Raw genomic sequence first — 14,409 nt, 5'->3', positions numbered from 1 at the left:
GCGTCGCACCTCCCTGCTGATCACTGCGGCCGTGGTGCTCGGACTGGCGGTCGCGCTGACCGTCGTGCTGCTCAACCGCCCCGCCAGCGCCCAGACGGTCATGCTCCAGCCGGCCGGATCCAGCGGACCGGACCCCTTCACGCCTCCGGCGCACACGGGCGCGAGCGCCTCGCCCACGGCCAGGGCCTCCCACTCCGCCGCGCCCGTGCCGGCGGGCGCGACCTCCAACGCAGGCGGCGTGCACACGGTGTCCGGGACGGCGGTGGGCCTCTACGGCGGAACGGAGCGCATCTCCAGCTGCGACGTCCCGCAGATGTCCGCCTTCCTGCGGGCCAACCCCGCCAAGGGCAACGCGTGGGCGGGCGTCGAGGGGATCCGCACCGACCAGATCGACTCGTTCCTGCGCTCGCTCACCCCCGTGCTGCTGCGCACCGACACCCGGGTCACCAATCACGGATTCGCGAACGGCGCGGCCACCTCCTTCCAGTCGGTCCTGCAGGCCGGGACCGCTGTTCTGGTCGACTCGAACGGCGCGCCGCGCGCCCGCTGCGCCTGCGGCAACCCCCTGCTGGCTCCGGTGGTGACGACGAGCAGTTCCTACACGGGCACGAGCTGGTCGACCTTCAACGTGCAGAACGTGACGGTCATCCTTCCGGCGGTGACGACGGTTCAGGTGTTCGTGCTCTACGACGAGAACACGGGCCACTGGTTCCAGCGGCCGAGCGGCAGCCGGGGCGGGACCGACGTGACCGTTCCCGCCCCGGTGATCGGGACCGGACGGCCGAGCGGCTCCGCGAGCGCGTCGGCCGGCGGGTCGGCGACGGCGTCGAGCACGTGTCTGTCGGGCTCTCCCGTCGCATCCGGTTCCGGCTCACCGCTCGGGTCGGCCCAGGCCCAGCCCTGTCCGTCCGGGTCGTCGCCGTCGGCTGCGAGCTCGAGCCCCGCGAGCGGCTCGCCCTCCGGCTCGCCGTCGTCGTCCCCCTCGGCCTCGACCTCGCCGTCGGAGTCGACTTCGCCCCTGAACCCGTCCCCGTCCGAATCGGCCGGCACCGAGACCGGCGTCCCGCCGACGTCGGGCCCGGCCACGGTCACGACAGCCGGCTCGCCGTCCTGAGCTCCGCCTCCGACAGGGCGGGCTGACTGCCGGTCAGCCCGCGCCGTCGGAGGTGAGCCGACGGCGGATCAGGCGGGCGAGGAGGGTCATGGCTGCCGCTGCGGCCACGAACGCCGTCGCGCGCCACAGCATCGGGGTGATGACCGGCCCGAGGTCGAGCGGCTCGTCACTCCCGGCCTGCGGCACCGGCGCAGCCCCGGCGCCGACCGCCCCGGCTGGGTCCCCTGCCTCGCCCCGGTCCACCTCCCGCGCTGCGGCCGCGGCGCGCGCCACATCCTGCGCCTCGGCCGAAGTCGCGTGCGTGGCCGCGTCCCGCGCTGCGGCATCCCTCGCGCCCGCCGTCACTTCCCGCGTCGCGCCCGCCGGTTCGGCCGCGGCCCCGTCGCGTGTCACGGAGTCCGCTGCAGCGTCCAAGGCCGCCGCGCCTGCGGTGTTCGCGGCGAGCCGCTGCGAGAGACGGTCGGCGAACTCCGCGATCACGCGGTCGCCGATGTCGGCCATGACGCCGCGTCCGAACTGCGCCTGGCGGCCGGTGAGGGCCAGTTCGGTGTCGACGTCCACCTCCGTCGACCCCGGGCGCTGCTCGTGGGCCTCGACGATCAGCGTGGCCTGTGCCGTGCCGACGCCGCGCTGTTCGCGGCCCGAGGCGTGGACGACCATGCGGTGGTGCGCGTCGTCGCGCTCGTCCAGGACGGCCCGGCCCCGGTAGGCGACGGTGATCGGCCCGACCCTGAAGCTCATCGAGCCGTAGACGGTGCCCTCGTCCACGTGGTCGACCGCGGCTCCGGGCAGGCAGGGGGCGATGTCCTCGATCTCGCCCAGCGCACGCCAGACCTCGTCGGCGGGGGCGGGCACGGTCATGTCGTGGTGCAGCCGCATGGTCAGCTCCGTGTGTGCGCGGGCGAGATCGCGGGTGCGCTCGCGCCGGACGCCCCCTGCGGGTCGGGGCCGTGCACGGCCCCGGTGATGGCGGAGAGCGCGGCGCCGGTGCCGCCCCAGCGGGTCGAGACGATCTCCGCCGCGATGGAGACGGCCACCTCCTCCGGCGTGCGCGCGCCGAGGTCGAGGCCGATGGGCGCCCGGAGTCGTGCGAGCGACGCCTCGTCGACGCCGGCCTCGCGCAGCCGCGCGAGCCGGTCCTCGTGGGTGCGGCGGCTGCCCATGACGCCGATGTACGCCGCGGGGGTGCGCAGCGCGACCTCCAGGACCGGAACGTCGAACTTGGGGTCGTGGGTGAGGACGCAGATCACCGTCGAGCGGTGCACCTCCGTCGCGGCCAGGAAGCGGTGCGGCCAGTCGACGACCACCTCGACCTGCGGCGGGAACCGCCGGGCCGTGGCGAAGACCGGGCGGGCGTCGCAGACCGTCACCCGGTAGCCGAGGAACGCGCCGAGGTCGGCGACGGCAGCGGCGAAGTCGATCGCGCCGAAGACCAGCAGGCGCGGCGGGGGAGCGAAGGACTGCAGGAAGACGGTGACCTGGTCCATCCGCCGCTCGCCGTGCGGACCGTAGTGGCGCTGGGCGGTCACGCCCTGGGCCAGCTCGCCGCGCGCGTCGGCCGTGACGGCGGCGTCCAGCCCCTCCGTCCCGAGCGAGCCCTCGGTCCGGTCCGGCCAGACGGCCCGGACCGCGCCGATCGCGGCGGTGGCCGCGGCTGCGGAGCCCTCCGGGGCGTCCAGGACCGTGGCCAGCGCGACGGGCGTCTGCCCGGCGACCGAGGCCGCCACCGCGCCGAACGCCGGGTCGTGCGCGGCGGAGACCGGGCGGACCAGCAGGGTGATCTCCCCGCCGCAGGTCAGCCCGACGGCGAAGGCGTCGTCGTCGCTGTAGCCGAAGCTCGCGAGCTGGGGCCGGCCGGTGCGGACGACCTCCTGCGCCAGCTCGAACACCGCACCCTCGACGCAGCCGCCGGAGACGCTGCCGACCACCTCGTCGTCCGGCCCGACGGCCATGGCGGCGCCGGGGGCGCGCGGAGCGCTGCGGGTCACCCCGACGACCGTCGCCAGCCCGAACGTCTCGCCCGCCCCGTACCAGCGCCGCAGCGCGGGCAGGATCTCACGCATCAGCCGCTCCTCTCGCCACGGCGGCCAGGCGCAACAGGCACCCGAAACGGCAGGAATCCCGCCGTACCCCCACCCTAGATCGCCCGTGCCCCCGGCCGCCTGCGGGGACCCCCGGCGGCCGCGCCCGTGTCTGCTGCTCCTCTTCCTCAGTCCTCTTCCTCAGTCCTCCTCGCTCTCCTCCTCCGCGCGCAGCTGGAGGCGGAGCAGGTGCACGGTGAGCAGCGCCTGGGCGAGGAAGCCCTCGACGGAGTCGAGTGCGCGAACGGCCTGGCGGGCGCGGCCCTGGTCCACCGCGGCCTGCGCGGCCAGCAGGTCCGCCGCGCCCAGCGCGCACGCGGCCGCGCCGGCCACCCCGGGCGGACCCGCCTCGTCGTCCTCGTCGTCCAGCTCCACGTCGCCGAGGTCGCCCACCTCGTCCGCGGTGTCCTCGCCGAGCGCCGCGCTGATGTCGAACGCGGAGCGCTGCAGCCGGTTCACCAGGACCGCCCGGTACACCTCCGGGTTGTCGCTCTCGGTGCGCCAGCCCTCCTGGAGGTCGGAGAGGGCGCTCGGGGGCTCGTCCGCCGGGTCCACCAGCGTCGCCACTTCGAACTCGACGCGGCCGAGCAGGCCGCCCAGCAGCTCCGGCAGGTCGTCCTCGGTCGGGCCGTCGGGGCGGTACTCCGGGTCCGCGACGACCTCCTGGCCCAGCACCGACAAGGCGTGCACCACCTGGTCCACGGTGACGGGCGCGGGGTTGTGCAGGTCCATGACGGCTCCCTCGCGTGCGTGAGTGCGGTTCGTCGACTCCCGGTTCCCCCACACTAGGTCCCATGCCAGCTCTCGAGGACGACTTCACCCCGGCCGAGATCGCGCGTTCCCTGGCCCGCAAGCGCGAGGTGACGCCGCTGCGGTACGGGTCGATGGCGCTCGGGCTCGCCGTACCCGTCGTGCTCGGGTTCACCCCGCTGGGCGCCGGACTGGTCCGCGCGGCCGGGCTGCTCGGCGGCGGGGGCTGGATCGCGACCGCCGCCCTGGGCGCCGTCGCCCTGCAGCTGGTGATGCTGCTGCTGGAACTGCCGCTGTCGCTGCGGGCCGAGATCGTGAACCGTCGCTGGGGGCTGTCCCGCCGGTCGTGGCGGCTCTACGCCGCCGACGCGGGCAAGGGCTTCGGCATCGGCGCGGCGCTGTTCGCGGCCGTGGCCGTGGTGTTCTACGGGCTGATGCGGTGGCTGCCGGGGACGTGGTGGGTGGTCGCCGCGGTCGGCGCGGCCGGGCTGGTGGTCGCGCTGTCGTTCCTGCTGCCCGTGCTCGTCGAGCCGCTGTTCAACCGCTTCACCCCGCTGGCCGACGGTCCGCTGCGCGGCGCGCTGACGGAGATGGTCGACGCGTCGGGGGTGCGGGTGCGCGACATCGTGGTCAGCGACGCCTCCAAGCGCACCAGCGCGGTCAACGCCTACGTCTCCGGCATCGGCCGCACCCGGCGCGTGGTGGTCTGGGACACCACCGTCGAGCAGGCCGCCCCGGAGGAGGTCGCCGCCGTCGCCGCGCACGAACTCGGCCACGCCGCACGGCGCGACGTCCTGTACGGGACTCTGGTCGGGGCACTCGGGGCGGCCGCCGCGGTGTGCGTCCTCGCCGCCGCGCTGCACTGGTCGCCGCTGCTGACCGCCGCAGGCGTCACGCACGCGTCCGACCCGCGTTCGCTGGCGCTGGTGATGGCCCTCGGGACGGTCGGGGGCGCGCTGGCCGGACCGCTCTACAACGCCCGCAGCCGCCAGGTCGAGGCCCGCGCCGATGCCTACGCGCTCGATCTGACGCGTGCTCCGGAGACCGTCGTGGCGATGCAGCGCCGCCTCGCGGTCCTCAACATCGCCGACCTCGCGCCGCACCCGCTGGCCGTCACGCTCTTCGCCAGCCACCCGCCGACCGTCGCCCGCATCGCCCAGGCCCGCGCCTGGGCCCGCACCCACGGCCTGCCCGACCCGCCCCGGCTCTCGCCGACCGGCAGTCAGTGAGCAGGCGGGCCCGGGCTCTTGACCGGCGTCCCCGGCCCCGCGTGCGGCCGCCCGGCTCCGCCGGGGGCAGCGACCAGCGGTCGCCCCTCGTGCCGGTGGCTCCTGCCGCACCCGCCACCCCTTGCCCGGCCGGCCGCGGCGTTGTGGGGCACCCCCGACCGAAGGCTGGGGGAGTGCGTGCCAGGCGTCGCGGCAGGCAGACGCCGGCGGGCTCGGCACTAGGCTGTGCCCATGTCATCCCACGCGCCCGCCGGGCCACAGGCACCCGCCGACCAGGCAGCGGACATCGCCGCGCAGTTGGCCGTCGACCCCCACGCGGCGTACGCCCGGCTGCGGGAGGAGGGCCCCGCGCACCGGATCGCGGGAACAGACGGACGACCCGCCTGGCTCGTCACCCGGTACGAGGACGTGCGCCGGGGGCTCGCGGACGCCCGGCTTTCGCTCGACAAGCGGCACGCGCTGCCCGGCAACTACGCGGGCATGCAGCTTCCGCCCGCGCTGGACGCGAACCTGCTCAACATGGACCCGCCCGACCACACCCGCATCCGGCGGCTGGTCTCCCAGGCGTTCACCCCGCAGCGCGTCGAGCGGCTGCGCGACCCGGTCCGCCGCACCGCCGACCTCCTGCTCGACGCACTTCCGGCGGAAGGACCCGCCGACCTCGTTGCCGCGTACGCCGCGCCGCTGCCGATCGCGGTGATCTGCGACCTGCTCGGCGTCCCGGCGTCGGAGCGGCGCGACTTCCGCAGCTGGACCGACGCCCTCGTCGCCCCGGACCCGTCCCGTCCGGAGCTCGCCAGGGCCGCCGTCGGCAGCATGCTCGGCTACCTGACCGACCTGATCGCGGGCAAGCGCAGGCAGCCCGAGGACGACCTGCTCTCCGCCATGATCGCGGCCCGCGACGAGGGCCGGCGCCTCAGCGAGGACGAGCTGCTCTCGCTCGCCTTCCTGATCCTCTTCGCGGGTTACGAGAACACCGTCCAGCTCATCGGCAACGCGGTCGTGGCACTGCTCGCCCATCCCGACCAGCTGGCGGCCCTGCGCGCCGACCGGAACCTCCTCGCGACGGCCGTGGACGAGCTGATGCGGTTCGACACGCCCGCGCCCCTCGCGATCCGACGCTTCCCGCGCGAGGACGTCGACTTCGGTGGCGTCACCGTCCCGGCCGGGGAGACGGTCCTGCTCTCGATCGCCTCCGCCCACCGCGACCCGGAGCGTTTCCCCGATCCGGACCGTCTCCTCCTCGACCGTCCGGCGACGGGCCAGCTCGCTCTCGGCCACGGCATCCACTACTGCCTGGGCGCGCCGCTGGCCCGCCTCGAGACCGAGATCGCCCTCGACGCCCTGCTGACCCGCTTCCCCCGGCTTGCGCTGGCCGTCCCGGAGCCCGGGCTGCGCCGACGGCCCTCGATGCGGGCGCGCGGCCTGGTCGAGCTGCCCGTGACGTACTGAGCCGACGAAGAGCCTCGCGACGCGAAGGAAGGAGGCCCCGGAGTGACCGAGCAGGCCCTGGCCATGCTGCGCTCGGCGGGCGCGGAGACCATGGACCACCCCGGCGGCACCCTGCTGGCCCATCTCGGCCGCGTCAGCGGCCTGCTGGCCTCCTGGGGCGCTCGCCCGGCGCTGGTCTCCGCCGGGCTGTGCCACGCCTTCTACGGCACCGACGGCTTCCCCGTCGCCCTGCTGCCGCTGAACCGGCGCGCCGAACTCGTGGACGCCGTCGGGGAGGAGGCCGAGGCGCTGGTCCACTTCTACGCCTCCTGCGACCGCAAGGCCTCCTACCCCTCCCTCGCCACGGACGACGGCGGGTTCACCGACCGCTTCACCGGCGTCGTGACCCGTCCGACGGTCCGGCAGCGCCGCGACTTCGCCGAACTGACGGCCGCCAACGAGCTCGACATCGCCGCCGTCAGCCCGGAGATGCGCGCCCGCTTCGGCCCCGCCCTGCTCGAACTGTTCACCCGCTGGCGGCCGTTGCTGTCCGGGCCCGCCTGGGAGCACTGTCGCGCCGTCCTGGGCTGAACGCCGGAGAAATGTGATCGACGTGCGGGAGCGGCGGGCCTATGCTCGGCGGATGACCTTGGAATGGGAGCAGGTAATCGTCCACGCGGTGGATCCGGTGGCTCTCGGACAGTGGTGGGCCACTGCTCTCGGTTGGGTCGTCGTCCACTCCTCCGACGACGAGTTCGAGATCCGTCAGGAGCCGGACCGCATGCCGGGGCTGGACTTCGTCCGGATCGAGGAGACCAGGAAGGCCAAGAGCCGCCTGCATCTCGACTTCAGGCCCGATGACCAGGCCGCGGAGGTCGAACGTCTGCTCGCGCACGGCGCGCAGCGCGTCGACATCGGCCAGGGGGACCAGCCGTGGGTCGTTCTGGCCGATCCCGAAGGCAACGAGTTCTGCGTCCTCGGCCCGCGGCACCAGTGAGCCGGTCCCGGCCTCGCGCCGGGGGGCCGAACCGCTGAGGATGCGCGGGCTCACGGGTCACGGCTCACGGGCTCACGGCTCAGACCAGGCCCGTCTCGTAGGCGAAGACGACGAGTTGGGCGCGGTCGCGGGCGCCCAGCTTGGTCATCGCGTGCGAGACGTGGGTCTTGGCCGTGGCCGGGGAGATGACAAGCGCGGCGGCGATCTCCTCGTTGCTGAGGCCCCGGCCCACCAGGGCGACGACCTCCCGTTCGCGCTCGGTCAAGCCCGCGCCCGCGGCTGCGAGCCCGGGCGGCAGAGCCGCGCCGCGGCGGGTGAAGGCGCCGATGAGGCGGCGGGTGACGCTCGGTGCGAGCAGTGCCTCCCCTGCGGCCACCACGCGGACGGCGCGCCGCAGTTCGTCCGGATCGAGGTCCTTCAGCAGGAAGCCGCTGGCTCCCGCGCGCAGGGCTCGGTGGATGTACTCGTCGAGCTCGAAGGTGGTCACCACGATGACCCGTGTCGCGGCCATGTGCGGGTCCGCGACGATCTGTTCGGTGGCGGCGATGCCGTCCAGGAGCGGCATCCGCACGTCCATCAGCACCACGTCCGGGCGCAGCCGGGCGGTCTGGGCGACGGCGTCGCGGCCGTCCACCGCCTCGCCGACGACCTCGATGTCGTCCGCACGGGCCAGCAGCGAGTGGAAGCCCGCTCGGACCAGAGCCTGGTCGTCGGCGATCAGGACGCGGATCACGCACTCTCCCAAGGTAGTTCGGCGTGGACCAGCCAGCCGCCGTCCGGCCGCGGTCCGGCTTCGACGCGACCGCCGAGCGACTCGGCCCGCTCCCTCATGCCCAACAGGCCGAAGCCTCCGGGAGCTCTCGGGGCGGTGTCTCCCACCCCGTCGTCGGCGACCCGCAGCACGAGGGCGTCGCCTTCCCGCGTCACGGTGACGACGGCATGACGGGCCTGCGCGTGGCGCAGGGTGTTGGTCAGCGCCTCCTGGGCGATCCGGTAGACGGTGAGTTGCACCAGTGGCGCCAGCGCTCCGGCCGCGTCCGGCACCCGCAGCTCGACCGCAAGGCCGCTCTCGCGGAACTGGTCGGCGAGCTGAGCGAGTTGACCGAGACCCGGCTGCGGGCGGCCGTCGGCGGCGCCCGCCTGGCCGCGCAGCAGGTCCAGTGCGGCGCGGAGCTCGGGCATCGCCTGACGCGCCGCGCCGCGCACGAGCAGCATCGCCTCGCGGGCGTCGTCCGTGTCCGGCGGCGCGGCGGCCAACGCGTCGAGGGCGACGTTGCTCTGGACGGCCACCACCGAGATGGTGTGCGCCAGCACGTCGTGCAACTCGCGGGCGATCCGCAGGCGCTCCTCGGCCAGACGGCGGCCGAGCCGCTCCTCGGAGGCGGCGGCCTCCTCGCGCAGCCGGGCGTCGTGTTCGAGACGGCGGCGGCGCGCGGAGTGGGCGACGACCGTGGTGGCGCCGAAGGAGAGCGCGGGCATCGACACGTCGAGCGCGTAGAAGGGCAGCGAGTGAGGCGGCAGGGTCGGCACCGCCCACAGCCAGACCGTGGCCAGCAGCCCGTACCGGAGCCCGTGCCGTTCGCAGGAGAGCCCGAGGCTCGCGCAGGCGAGGAAGGCGAGGACGGCCGGAGCGAATCCCGGGTACCCGGCCAGGTGGTAGACGGTGACGGCGGCCAGGCACAGCACGGCCGCCAGCAGCGGCCGCCGCCTGCGCCACAGCAGCGGCACGGCGGCCGCAAGCACCAGCAGGTAGGCGCCGGGCGCCCAGGGGGAGGGGCGGGTGGCGAAGTGCAGCTCCGCCCAGACGCCGAAGCAGGCGAAGGCCGCGACAAGGCCGACGACGAGCCCGTCCGCCGCGCTCGGCACGATGGACGGGTCGGCGGTGAGCAGCCCCTCGCGGGTCCTGATCAGCCAGGCGGTGACCACGGTGGCAGCGTAGGTGGTCAGCCGGCCGTCGCGGCAGAGGCCGCGCCGGTCCGGGCCCGCCTCGGCCCCCTGCCCTGCGCGAGGACGGCGAGCGCCACGAATCCCGCACTCCACGCCGCCAGCACCGCGACGTCGGCCCAGGTGGGCGCGTGCCCGGCGGCGATGCGCCAGCCGAGGTCGGCCAGCCGGTAGGTCGGCAGGGCGTGCGCGACGTCCTGCAGCGGCGCGGAGAGCCGGGCCGGCGGCACCCACAGGCCGCCGAGGGCGGAGGCGGCCATGTACAGGCCGTAGCTCAGCGGGAACGCCGCCTCCGGGCCGACCAGCAGGCCGACGACGACGCCGAGCAGCGCGAACGGCAGCGTGCCCAGCCACATGGCGGGCACCAGCGCGGCCCACTGCCACGCCTCCAGCCGGACGTCCTTCGCTGCGGCCGCGGTGACGCACACCAGGACGAGCGCGGGCAGCGCGACCGCGAGCCCGGCCGCCAGCTTCGCGACCAGCAGTTGACGCACCGTCACCGGCATGGACCGCAGCTGTTCCAGCCAGCCGCTGCTGCGCTCGTGCGCGAGCCGCGGACCGGTGGCGGACAGCGCACCCCAGATCGCGCCGTAGGCGGCCATCGCGACCATGATCTCCACGGTGCCCTTCAGCTCGCCGGGCCGGGTCGGGTCGCCGCCGAAGATGGTGGCGAACAGCAGGTAGAAGCCGATCGGGGTGACCACGCCGAGGGCGAGGTAGCGCGGGTCGCGCAGCATCCGCACGCATTCGAGGCGGAAGAGGTGGAACGTCATCGGACCCGCGCCTCCTCGGGAGCGGTCCGGGCGGATTCGGCCCGGGCGGCTTGGGTCTTCGCGGCTTGGGTCTGAGCGGATTCGGTTCGGGCGATCGAGTCGGCCTGCGGCGCGGAGGACGCGGCGGCGATTCTCCGGTCGGCCGGGGTCCCCTGTGCAGGTGGAGTGCCGTGCGGGGCGGAGCCGTCCTGCGCGGCCGGGCCGGCGCCGGTCAGGGCGAGGAAGGAGTCGTCCAGGCTCGGCGGGGAGACCCTCAGGTCGCACCAGTCGGCGTCGGAGGCGGCCAGGCGGCGTACGACCTCGTCGGGCGTCGCGGACCGGACGGTGGCCCAGCCGTGCTCGCGCACGACCTCGCCGGGCAGCGTCGGGAGCGTCTCCCCTGCCGGGACGCGGAACCGCACGACGGCGCGGCCGCCCGCCTCCCGGATCCGTGCGGGCGTGCCGTCGGCGACGACGCGGCCACGCGCCATGACGACGACGCGCTCGGCGTTCTCCTCGACCTCGTCGAGGTAGTGGGTGGCGAAGACGATCGTCCGGCCGGCGGCCGCGCAGTTGCGCATCGCCGACCAGAACTCGCGTCGGCCCTGCACGTCCAGGGCCCGGGTCGGCTCGTCGAGCAGCATCGTGTCCGCTCCGGCGACGGCGACCAGCGCGAACTTCAGCCGCTGCACCTGACCGCCGGACATCCGGTCCACCCGCCGCCGGGCCTGGTCGCGCAACCCGGCCAGCTCCAGCGCCTCCTCCACCCGCAGCGGCGCGGGATACATCCGGCGCGCCAGCCGGACCAGCTCGGCCGCCGTGACGCCCGGCATCAGCCCGCTGTCCTGCAGCATCGCCGCGATCGTGCCCTCCACGACGGCCTGGCGCGGCGCGCGCCCGGCGACCGTGACCTCGCCCTCGTCGGGCGGCAGCAGGCCCATCAGCATCGCCACGGTGGTGCTCTTCCCCGCGCCGTTCGCACCCAGCAGTGCGACGGTCGCGCCGCGCCCGATCGTCAGGCTCAGGCCGTCGACGGCGGTCAGCTCGCCGAAGCGCTTGGTTGCCCCGTCCAGGGCGATGGCTGTCTCCATGCCCCGATCGTCCGCCGCAGCGCCCCCGTGCCGCGTCGGACACCGGATGCGTCGTCGCGACTCGGGCCTACTCCCGGGGATGTAGGCGGACTACGCCGGGGATTCTCAGCCTTTTCTGAGGGGAGCAGTCGATCTGTCCCGTTATGGTGGGCCCATGGAAGAGAACCGAGCGCTTCGAGTCGTGGACGCGCTGCGGGAGCGCGGCGTCAACGCCCACCTGGCCCGCGAGGGCGTGTACCAGATCGGCGTGCGGGTGGTGCTGCCCGACGGCCGGGAGGCCCTCTGGGACACCGACGACACCATCAGCCTCGAGGCGCAGGTCATGCGGGACGGGATGCTGGTCGGCTTCGTGCCCGCCATCGCGGGCTCCGAGGACTTCGACGTCGACCAGACCATCGACGCGATCGCCCGCGCGGACTACGACCAGCCCATCGCCACGGAGCGGGCCACCGCTCCGCCGCCCGCCGCTCCGCTGCCCCGCGAGGGCGGCCTCTTCCGCCGCTTCCTCGGCGGCTTCCGCGAGCACTGAGCCACACGCCTACCGTCCCGCACAACGTCACCCCGGGGGCGGAGCCGCACGTCCGTCAGGTCCGCCGCGCGGGGAGAGCGCCGCGCGGACGCCCGCCGCATCCGTGGCCACGGCCGTGAGCAGCGTCAGACCGTCGCCCAGGGGGAACGCCGCCGCGTCGACGGCCGTGTCGACCGCGAGCCCGGTCGTCGGTGCGGGCACCGACAGCGGCCGTGTCGTCGTGAGCAGCTGACCCAGCGCACGGCGGCAGCCGAGGACGGCCGGGCCGTCCCAGCCCGACGGCGCGCCCGCGCCGACGTCCGTCGACTGGTCGAGGACGAGCCGTTCCCCCTGGCGGACCGTCAGGCGCGAAGTGAGACGGCCCGGCGGCTCGTCGTGGCGGCCGAGGACCTGCTCCTCGCGCAGGTGCAGGCGCGCGCCCGGGGCGAGACGCACGCGGGTCCACAGACGCAGCACGCTCCCGGCCGCCGCGATCACCGGCTCGGGCCGCCACACCAGTTCGGCGTCCGCGCCGACGCTCAGGTCCAGCTCGTAGTGCGCGGGCGCCGGAACACGCCCCGGCAGGCTCACCGTCGCGGCGGCGCTGGTGACCAGCAGCCGCGCCCCGGGCTCCACCACGGCCTCGACCCGCAGTCGGTCGCCGCCGAGCGGCGCGGCCATCGCGCCGACGAGGACGACGTGCGCCGCGCCGTCGTCGTCCGGGTGGCGGCTGCGGCGCAGCGCGAGCGGGCCGTCCCCGGTCAGCTCCCGCAGGGCCGTGCTGCCGCGCCCGTCCGCGGCCGCGCGGATCCGGGCGACGGCGCTCAGGCGGCTCACGCCGCTCACGCCACCGGTCCGCGCCGCCAGTCCGCGAGGCGCGCCCGCACCCAGTCCGCGATCTGCGCCACCCCGCCCGGCGCGACCAGCGAGCAGAACACCACCGGCAGTGTGCCGCGCTGCGCGGCGGCGTCGCGGGCCATCACCGACAGGTCCGCGCCGACCAGGGGCGCCAGATCGGTCTTGTTCACCACGAGCAGGTCGGAGCCGGTCACGCCCGGGCCGCCCTTGCGGGGGATCTTGTCGCCGCCGGAGACGTCGATGACGAAGATCTGGTGGTCCACCAGCCCCCGGCTGAACGTCGCCGTCAGGTTGTCGCCGCCGCTCTCGACGAGCACCAGGTCGAGCGGCCCGAGGGCGGCCTCCAACTCCTCGACGGCCTCCAGGTTGGCGCTGATGTCGTCGCGGATCGCGGTGTGCGGACAGCAGCCGGTCTCCACCGCAGTGATCCGCTCCGGCGGCAGCACGGCGTTGCGCAGCAGGAACTCGGCGTCCTCGGTCGTGTAGATGTCGTTGGTGACGACCGCGAGCGAGAGCTCGTCGCGCAGGACCCGGCACAGCGCCGCGACGGTCGCGGTCTTGCCGGACCCCACGGGTCCGCCGAGCCCGATCCGCAGGGCGCGCCGAACGCCGCTGCCCGGAAGCGTCGCGACCGGCGCGGCGTGGTGGTCGTGGACGGGGAGGTCGGGGTCACGGTGCACGGTCGCTCCGCTCTCGTGGGAGGTGGGGTGATGGTCGGAAGTGCCCGTCCGGGCCCGAGTCTTGGGAGCGTGGGCGGAGCCGGTCCCGCGAGTGGCGCAGACCAGGCGGAAGGGGGCCCGTCCCGGGGGCGGGGCCGCGCCGTGCCACGCGCACGCGTGCCGGACCCGACTGCTGCCGGACTCCGCGTCGCGCGCGCGACGCCGTGCCCGCAGGCGCGAGGAGCCGGCGCGCCGCGCCGTGCACGGCGGGCCGTACGACGGTCGGTGCCCCCCGATGACGGTCGGCCGGTCATGAGGCGAACAGGCGGACGGGCCAGGCGGCGTGGTGTTCCGCGGAGATCTCCAGCAGCGGTGCGCCCAGGGTCGGCAGCAGGTCGACGTCGCCGAGGGCGGCGGTGGCCGCCGCCTCGTGGGCGACGGCGCCGATCGGGTCGGTGAGCCCGGACAGGACCGCTGTCGCCTGGAACGGGTCGAGGCCGAGCAGCCGCACGCAGGCCGTCACCGGACCGGAGACCGACTCGTAGGCCACGGCCGTCGCCGCCTCCGCCGGGCCGAGGCCCGCCGCCGCGGCGACGACGCCGAAGGCGACGGGCTGGTGCGCGCCGCCCGGGAGGGCGTCGGCCAGCCGCTCCAGGGCAGGGTGCGGCCACGCCGCTCGTGCGGCGCGCAGGAGCTGCCGGCCCAGGCGGCGGGAGGCCGCCCGCAGCGCGGGCGAGGGCGTGCGGGCCTCGGCCGCCTCGTCGAGGGCCGTCGGGTCCGTCCCGGCGGCGGCCGCAGCCGCCAGCGCGGCGGAGGTCAGGCCGGTGGTGTGGAGGCGTCCGGCGCAGAACGCCCGCAGGCTGTCGGCGTCGCCGACCCGGCCGGCCCGTACCGCCGCCTCGACGCCGCCGGAGTGCGCGTGGCCACCGGCCGGAAAGCGCCCGTCGGCGAGGACCAGCAGCGCGGCGGGGATCGCGAGGTCTGTCACCCGGCCT

Annotated in this window: 16 protein-coding genes; 6 read left to right on the top strand and 10 right to left on the bottom strand. The window is 75.4% G+C overall.

Annotated elements, in window-relative coordinates:
- The coding region (locus TR49_RS14920; RefSeq protein ID WP_052434304.1) for a DUF6777 domain-containing protein at positions 1 to 1,114 on the top strand (1,114 nt) is incomplete at its 5' end.
- 33 nt (positions 1,115 to 1,147) lie between these two features.
- On the opposite strand, the gene TR49_RS14915 is transcribed toward TR49_RS14920, so the two are convergent.
- From TR49_RS14915 to TR49_RS14905, 3 genes are all read right to left on the bottom strand, one after another.
- Positions 1,148 to 1,993, bottom strand: a complete 846-nt coding sequence (locus TR49_RS14915; protein ID WP_042381826.1) for an SRPBCC family protein — start codon at positions 1,991 to 1,993, stop codon at positions 1,148 to 1,150.
- Between the two features lie 2 nt (positions 1,994 to 1,995).
- Positions 1,996 to 3,177, bottom strand: coding sequence for an XdhC family protein (locus TR49_RS14910; RefSeq protein ID WP_042381825.1), 1,182 nt, complete (start codon positions 3,175 to 3,177; stop codon positions 1,996 to 1,998).
- 159 nt (positions 3,178 to 3,336) lie between these two features.
- A complete protein-coding gene (locus TR49_RS14905; RefSeq protein ID WP_042381823.1) occupies positions 3,337 to 3,927 on the bottom strand; it encodes a hypothetical protein in 591 nt (196 codons plus the stop codon).
- Positions 3,928 to 3,989: 62 nt separating this feature from the next.
- On the opposite strand from TR49_RS14905, the gene TR49_RS14900 reads away from it, so the two are divergent.
- The 4 genes from TR49_RS14900 (at position 3,990) to TR49_RS14885 (ending at position 7,602) form a co-directional block, all read left to right on the top strand.
- A complete protein-coding gene (locus TR49_RS14900; RefSeq protein ID WP_042381820.1) occupies positions 3,990 to 5,174 on the top strand; it encodes a M48 family metalloprotease in 1,185 nt (394 codons plus the stop codon).
- Positions 5,175 to 5,405: 231 nt separating this feature from the next.
- The gene (locus TR49_RS14895; protein WP_042381818.1) at positions 5,406 to 6,626 is read left to right on the top strand and encodes a cytochrome P450 family protein; all 1,221 of its coding nucleotides are present in this window, start codon (positions 5,406 to 5,408) and stop codon (positions 6,624 to 6,626) included.
- A gap of 63 nt (positions 6,627 to 6,689) precedes the next feature.
- On the top strand, positions 6,690 to 7,196 hold the full coding sequence (locus TR49_RS14890; protein ID WP_042382038.1) for a DUF6817 domain-containing protein: 507 nt from the start codon (positions 6,690 to 6,692) through the stop codon (positions 7,194 to 7,196).
- A 52-nt stretch (positions 7,197 to 7,248) separates the two neighbouring features.
- Positions 7,249 to 7,602, top strand: a complete 354-nt coding sequence (locus TR49_RS14885) for a VOC family protein (RefSeq protein ID WP_042382036.1) — start codon at positions 7,249 to 7,251, stop codon at positions 7,600 to 7,602.
- A gap of 79 nt (positions 7,603 to 7,681) precedes the next feature.
- Here the strand turns inward: TR49_RS14885 and TR49_RS14880 are convergent, their stop codons facing one another.
- The 4 genes from TR49_RS14880 to TR49_RS14865 are packed head-to-tail and all read right to left on the bottom strand — an operon-like array spanning position 7,682 to position 11,389.
- Complete coding sequence (locus TR49_RS14880; RefSeq protein ID WP_042381817.1) at positions 7,682 to 8,335, bottom strand: response regulator transcription factor; 654 nt, start codon at positions 8,333 to 8,335, stop codon at positions 7,682 to 7,684.
- Positions 8,332 to 9,528: a sensor histidine kinase gene (locus TR49_RS14875; RefSeq protein WP_152627271.1), complete on the bottom strand. Its 1,197-nt coding sequence runs from the start codon at positions 9,526 to 9,528 to the stop codon at positions 8,332 to 8,334. The genes TR49_RS14880 and TR49_RS14875 overlap by 4 nt, the downstream gene beginning before the upstream one ends.
- Positions 9,529 to 9,545: 17 nt before the next feature.
- Positions 9,546 to 10,319 carry an ABC transporter permease gene (locus TR49_RS14870; RefSeq protein WP_042381816.1) on the bottom strand — a complete coding sequence of 258 codons (774 nt, stop codon included), beginning with the start codon at positions 10,317 to 10,319 and terminating at the stop codon, positions 9,546 to 9,548.
- The gene (locus TR49_RS14865) at positions 10,316 to 11,389 is read right to left on the bottom strand and encodes an ABC transporter ATP-binding protein (RefSeq protein WP_063770094.1); all 1,074 of its coding nucleotides are present in this window, start codon (positions 11,387 to 11,389) and stop codon (positions 10,316 to 10,318) included. Before TR49_RS14865 ends, TR49_RS14870 begins: the two co-directional genes overlap by 4 nt.
- A 154-nt stretch (positions 11,390 to 11,543) precedes the next feature.
- Between TR49_RS14865 and TR49_RS14860 the strand changes: the two genes are divergently transcribed.
- The gene (locus TR49_RS14860; RefSeq protein WP_042381815.1) at positions 11,544 to 11,918 is read left to right on the top strand and encodes a hypothetical protein; all 375 of its coding nucleotides are present in this window, start codon (positions 11,544 to 11,546) and stop codon (positions 11,916 to 11,918) included.
- A 27-nt stretch (positions 11,919 to 11,945) separates the two neighbouring features.
- Here the strand turns inward: TR49_RS14860 and TR49_RS14855 are convergent, their stop codons facing one another.
- The 3 genes from TR49_RS14855 to TR49_RS14845 all read right to left on the bottom strand — a co-directional run bounded on the left by TR49_RS14855 (position 11,946) and on the right by TR49_RS14845 (position 14,402).
- On the bottom strand, positions 11,946 to 12,734 hold the full coding sequence (locus TR49_RS14855) for an urease accessory protein UreD (RefSeq protein WP_236653368.1): 789 nt from the start codon (positions 12,732 to 12,734) through the stop codon (positions 11,946 to 11,948).
- Positions 12,735 to 12,739: 5 nt separating this feature from the next.
- Positions 12,740 to 13,435: an urease accessory protein UreG gene (gene ureG / locus TR49_RS14850; RefSeq protein WP_042381814.1), complete on the bottom strand. Its 696-nt coding sequence runs from the start codon at positions 13,433 to 13,435 to the stop codon at positions 12,740 to 12,742.
- A gap of 289 nt (positions 13,436 to 13,724) precedes the next feature.
- On the bottom strand, positions 13,725 to 14,402 hold the full coding sequence (locus TR49_RS14845) for an urease accessory protein UreF (RefSeq protein ID WP_152627270.1): 678 nt from the start codon (positions 14,400 to 14,402) through the stop codon (positions 13,725 to 13,727).
- Positions 14,403 to 14,409 lie beyond the last annotated feature (7 nt).

The organism is Streptacidiphilus melanogenes, assembly GCF_000787835.1.
Lineage (GTDB): Bacteria > Actinomycetota > Actinomycetes > Streptomycetales > Streptomycetaceae > Streptacidiphilus > Streptacidiphilus melanogenes.
This window is presented reverse-complemented; position numbering and strand designations above follow the sequence as displayed.